The following is a 4,390-nucleotide window of genomic DNA, read 5'->3' as shown; positions in this document are numbered from 1 at the left end:
CGACAACGCAAACAGCGTGACGACTTTCAAAGCCAAAGCAAACATGACCAGTTTGATCACCAACCCGGACGTCCGGTCGATGGCGTTTGAAACCGGCTCCATGCGCGCGGCTGTCATACCCCGCAATCCGCCGCCGCAACGAGAAGCGCAAGGTTTTGTTTCCAGGGATTGATGGGGCGTTCGCTCAATATTGACTTTTCACCGAAACAATCGGCAATCAGGCTAACTTGATCATCCTTCGTCATGTAGCTTACGCCCTTGTCGCCGCCGATATGAACATCGGCCACATATACCGCGAGATGCGGCAGTGTTCGGCGACGCACCCAGTCTTTGAAGATAAGCCGCCCACCTGGCGCCAACATCTCACGAGCCGCCTCCAGAATACCGGCGCGCAGTTCGGTCGGCACATGGTGCATGACATCGTTGATGACGATCAGGTCGTATTTTTTGTCGCTGGTTTTCGCCAGTTCCTCTGCGGTGATCTGAACAAACGACACGCGATCGGCGGGACCGTCATACATGCGCCCCAGATGAGCAATGATATCAATGCCAGTGTAATGCGCGTTGGGGAAATCCCGGACCAGCCGTTCTGCCAGCGCACCTTCGCCACATCCAATTTCGAGGATCGTTTCCGGAGTGACCCATTCGCGGATGCACGCTGCAAGATCCTCTAGATCAATAAAGAAACGGCGGTAGAGCTCTGATACCTGACGTTCATACGGGCCAAATGCGCGCCTGACGGTTCTACCAATAGATTCCATGTATTCCTCACGATTTCTGTCGAAGTCTCAGGCGTGGCAACACGCGACCGACAATGTTTGTATCTCGAAAAAACCGGTACCACCCGATTGGGCCAAGCCGCAGAATTTGCAGGCCGAGGGGCCAGATACCACCGCGATGGCCGTGGTAAGCCCCGGCAAGGCAGACGTTCAGATTGTTCGATATCTTGGCCAAATTACCAACCTTCCGCGCCTTTGCAGGGGGAAGGGCCGTGATGTGCCGATCAACGGGTATCGCCAATTGCTGACGAAACTCACCCACATTGCGGGAGCCCGTCATGGTCAGCGACCCGAAATGAATGCGAAATGCCGCCAAAGCGGTGGGATTCCACGCGACCGGGCCAAGTGCTGTCAGTCGCAACCAAAGATCCCAGTCGGCCGTGTACCACAGGTCTTCATCCAGTCCGCCGGAGCCGAGCGCATCATCGCGGCGAAACATGACCGCAGGCAGCGCGACGGTGTTTTGCACCAGCAGATGGGCGAGCGCCTCTTCACTGGCCAACAGCGAAGGCTTTGATCCAAAAGGTGGGGCAAAGCGCCCCACGACCCGGTCATGATCGTCAATGAACTCCGCCGCGTGCAACCACATCTTCGCGTCCGGCATCGCCGTCATCATCTCACGCAGAGCGGCGCTGCGTCCGGCGCGCCACAGATCATCCTGATGCAGCATTGTGACATGCGGTGCTTTCGCTTCTGCAAGCGCGATGTTGGTGTTCGTCATCCAGCTCTTGCTTTCGGGGGCGTCGATAATGCGCAGGTTCAGAGAGTTTTCATGCGCCTCAAGGATCGAACGGCTGTCATCATCAGACTTCTGGACGACGGCGATCACCTCGCACCCCTCAACCTGACCTAAAAGGGAGGCCAAGGTGCGCGGCAACGTCGCGGCGCCGTTGTATATCGGCATCAGAACACTCAGCCAGGACGTGGTCATTGATCCGTCTTCTCCCGCTGCTCTGGAAGCATAATCAGGATGGGCGCAATCAACAAAAACCCGAAGGTAGAGATAATGCGCAATGCAATGGCCGTTTCCGATGCGCTGGCGGTGGCTTCGCCCGCAGCCACAAGAACGCCGACCCAAGTCAATTCCACGACACCCAACCCGCCGGGAAAGAACGGTAGCGACATCAGCAAAAGCACAAGGGGATAAGCGGCAAGCAAGACCATATGATCGACGTCAGGGGCGAGTTGCCCAAGGACAAACACGTTCAACCCTGCCAGCATCGAATATCGCACCATGCTAAGACCCATCAGGTGAAACAGCAGTTTGCGGGACAGCAGGCGGGCGTTCGCAAATCCTTCTGCGAACTTGTTGAATTTCTCCGAGACCAGTTTCGCAAGCGCGGCAAACGCGCTCTGCGCCAAGCCTAGACCAGAGCGCACGAAAAGCGTGAGCGTAATGGCGACCATAAGCGACAAAATAACGCTTGATAGGAATGTCATGTCGAACACACTGGTGACGAATGCAGCCATACCCATCGCCGCCAGCGCGATGACTTCAAACACTTGTTCTAAAAGCGAGGTTCCAATCGCCCGCGTCGGAGCGATGCCTTGTTTTCGCGCGATCCACGCTCGCGCAACCGGTGTGACAAGCTGAATTGGCATGACCTGCCCGCCCAACGCGCCCAGCGTCGTGGCGCGGGTTGCCTCTCGGATCTCCAGTTCATTGCCGTTGCTCGACAGAATAAGGCACCATTTAAGCGCCGCGAGAAAGATTATGCCCCCTTGCACGATGGCAATCAGTACATAAGCCCATACCGGGACACCGCCGATAGCCTGCGTCAGACCGGCAGGCGTCAAACCACTTTCAATCGCCAGCCCGGCCAGTAGCGATGTGGCGAGCAACAAGGCAATCAGGACCGACCGCCACTGCTCCGCCGCAGAGGTACCGATCGATGTCAGTGCTTTCTCCGCCCCCATGGCATTATACGCCTAATCCGTGCCGCGACCGGTTGCCCGAAAAGACGGAAATCAAAAAGCCTGAGAAAAAGATTTGTGAACCAATCACAATCGTCGTGGCCGCAGCAATCAGCGCCCGCATCGAATCCAGAGAGCCGAATTCAGAGGCAGCCCAGTCGGCCGCAATCCAGAACGCCCAAGAGAACCCTGCAGCCATCAACAGCATTCCCGCCGCAAGCCAGTATTGCAGACGCGAACTACCGAGGAATGTCATCGCCCACTTTCCGGGCTGCCTAAACCCTTCCCGGTAACTGTTGAGCAGCGCATAGACACCCATCAAAGCGGTTTGTAGTGAGATTATAAGCGAGGCGCTCGCCGCGATTGACCAATGATCGCCAAACCGCAAGCTTCCCAGCCAGACGATTTCGCTATCGCCCGCCGCGACGAGAAAGGCCATCAGCACCGAACCGACGACAAACATCAGCGCCGCTGGCGCCATGAAAAGCCAGGTCGGGCTGAGCAACAGCATGTAAATCAGGTGCCGGAACCCATCCCGCCACGGGCTGAGATGCGGTGGTCGGCCACGCTGATCCTGCGAGAGCGTAATGGGAACTTCCGCCATTTTCAGCTTCATCAGAACGGATTTCAACACCATTTCCGAGGCAAACTCCATCCCCGTAGACGACAGGTTCAACCGATCATAGGCATCGCGGGTCAAGGCGCGCATACCGCAGTGAGCGTCGCTGATTTTCGTGTTGAACAGAAACCGAAGTATCCCAGAAAGCGCCGGATTGCCGATATAGCGGTTTTTCCAAGGCATCGCGCCAGGTTTGATCTCGCCGGCAAACCGTGACCCCATACAAAGATCGGCGCCCTCGAGCAGTTTTTCGACCATCGGAAGCGCCTCGACAAAATCATAGGAACAATCGCTGTCCCCCATGACGAGGTAGTCTGCTTTGGCGAATTCAAACCCGCCCAGTAGCGCCGCGCCGTATCCTTTTTCGCTGACCGGAACCACACGTGCACCTGCGTTTCTGGCAACCTCCTGACTGCCATCAGTGCTTCCGTTGTCGGCCACGATCACTTCGCCGCTTAGGCCAAAACGCTGATTGATGAGGTCAAGAGCCTCCAACGCGCGCTTGACACACCACTCGATTGTCCGAACTTCGTTAAGACACGGAAGCACAAATGCGACCGAAATAGGATTGATTTGCATTTGTTCGCAGCCCCTAGAACATTTGATGTCGCACGTCTTTACAATGCCTTTTGGTCTAAAAATGCGGCCAAAATCAGACGTTGTCAGCATTTTCTCTTTGAGCACGGACAATATTCAAGGCCAAGGCGACCCATCCGCTATTCATCATGTAGTTCGGATATGGTGAATCGATCCGTTGCGCGGAAGGCAGGGTTACGAGGGTTGCATACGTCAAAGCATTTCGCCGAATTGATCGACTAGGTTCAGAGCGACCTCTCGCCGGAAGAACTGGAACACCGCCCGTCTGAGAGGGAACGGCGCATGACTTGGCGCTGCTACTGGCAATGACATGGTTCTGTTCAGCTTTGCGGCGGATACGAACATCATGCCCAACGGCGGGTCGAGGAATGCTAGACTGTCAATTTTCGCCGTGTTGCCGCAGGTCGGCAGAGAGTCCAACCAACCTGCCCCGACGAAACCGATGCAGATAGGATTACCGCAGTATGCAGAAGGGGTGGTT

At 56.2% G+C, this 4,390-nt stretch carries 5 protein-coding genes; all 5 read right to left on the bottom strand.

From position 1 onward, the window contains the following. Positions 1-113: 113 nt before the first annotated feature. Entirely contained in the window at positions 114-761 is a 648-nt protein-coding gene (locus ACM62R_RS05240) for a class I SAM-dependent methyltransferase (RefSeq protein ID WP_415183008.1), read from the bottom strand. Between the two features lie 7 nt (positions 762-768). Next, positions 769-1,710: a glycosyltransferase family 2 protein gene (locus tag ACM62R_RS05235; protein WP_415183007.1), complete on the bottom strand. Its 942-nt coding sequence runs from the start codon at positions 1,708-1,710 to the stop codon at positions 769-771. Continuing rightward, a complete protein-coding gene (locus ACM62R_RS05230) occupies positions 1,707-2,696 on the bottom strand; it encodes a lysylphosphatidylglycerol synthase transmembrane domain-containing protein (RefSeq protein WP_415183006.1) in 990 nt (329 codons plus the stop codon). The genes ACM62R_RS05235 and ACM62R_RS05230 overlap by 4 nt, the downstream gene beginning before the upstream one ends. Before the next feature lie 4 nt (positions 2,697-2,700). Continuing rightward, positions 2,701-3,996, bottom strand: a complete 1,296-nt coding sequence (locus ACM62R_RS05225; RefSeq protein ID WP_415183005.1) for a glycosyltransferase — start codon at positions 3,994-3,996, stop codon at positions 2,701-2,703. A 105-nt stretch (positions 3,997-4,101) separates the two neighbouring features. Next, on the bottom strand, positions 4,102-4,390 hold a 289-nt coding region (locus ACM62R_RS05220), incomplete at its 5' end, for a hypothetical protein (RefSeq protein ID WP_415183004.1).

This window comes from Phaeovulum sp., assembly GCF_047638075.1.
Lineage (GTDB): Bacteria > Pseudomonadota > Alphaproteobacteria > Rhodobacterales > Rhodobacteraceae > UBA6197.
The sequence above is the reverse complement of the archived record's forward strand: the minus strand, read 5'-3'. Positions and strand labels throughout refer to the sequence as shown.

What these genes read in the sequence shown, in the direction of transcription:
- ACM62R_RS05240 (WP_415183008.1), bottom strand. Translation starts at nt 761, where the DNA reads ATGGAATCTATTGGTAGAACCGTCAGGCGCGCATTTGGCCCGTATGAA.
- ACM62R_RS05230 (WP_415183006.1), bottom strand. Translation starts at nt 2,696, where the DNA reads ATGGGGGCGGAGAAAGCACTGACATCGATCGGTACCTCTGCGGCGGAG.
- ACM62R_RS05235 (WP_415183007.1), bottom strand. Translation starts at nt 1,710, where the DNA reads ATGACCACGTCCTGGCTGAGTGTTCTGATGCCGATATACAACGGCGCC.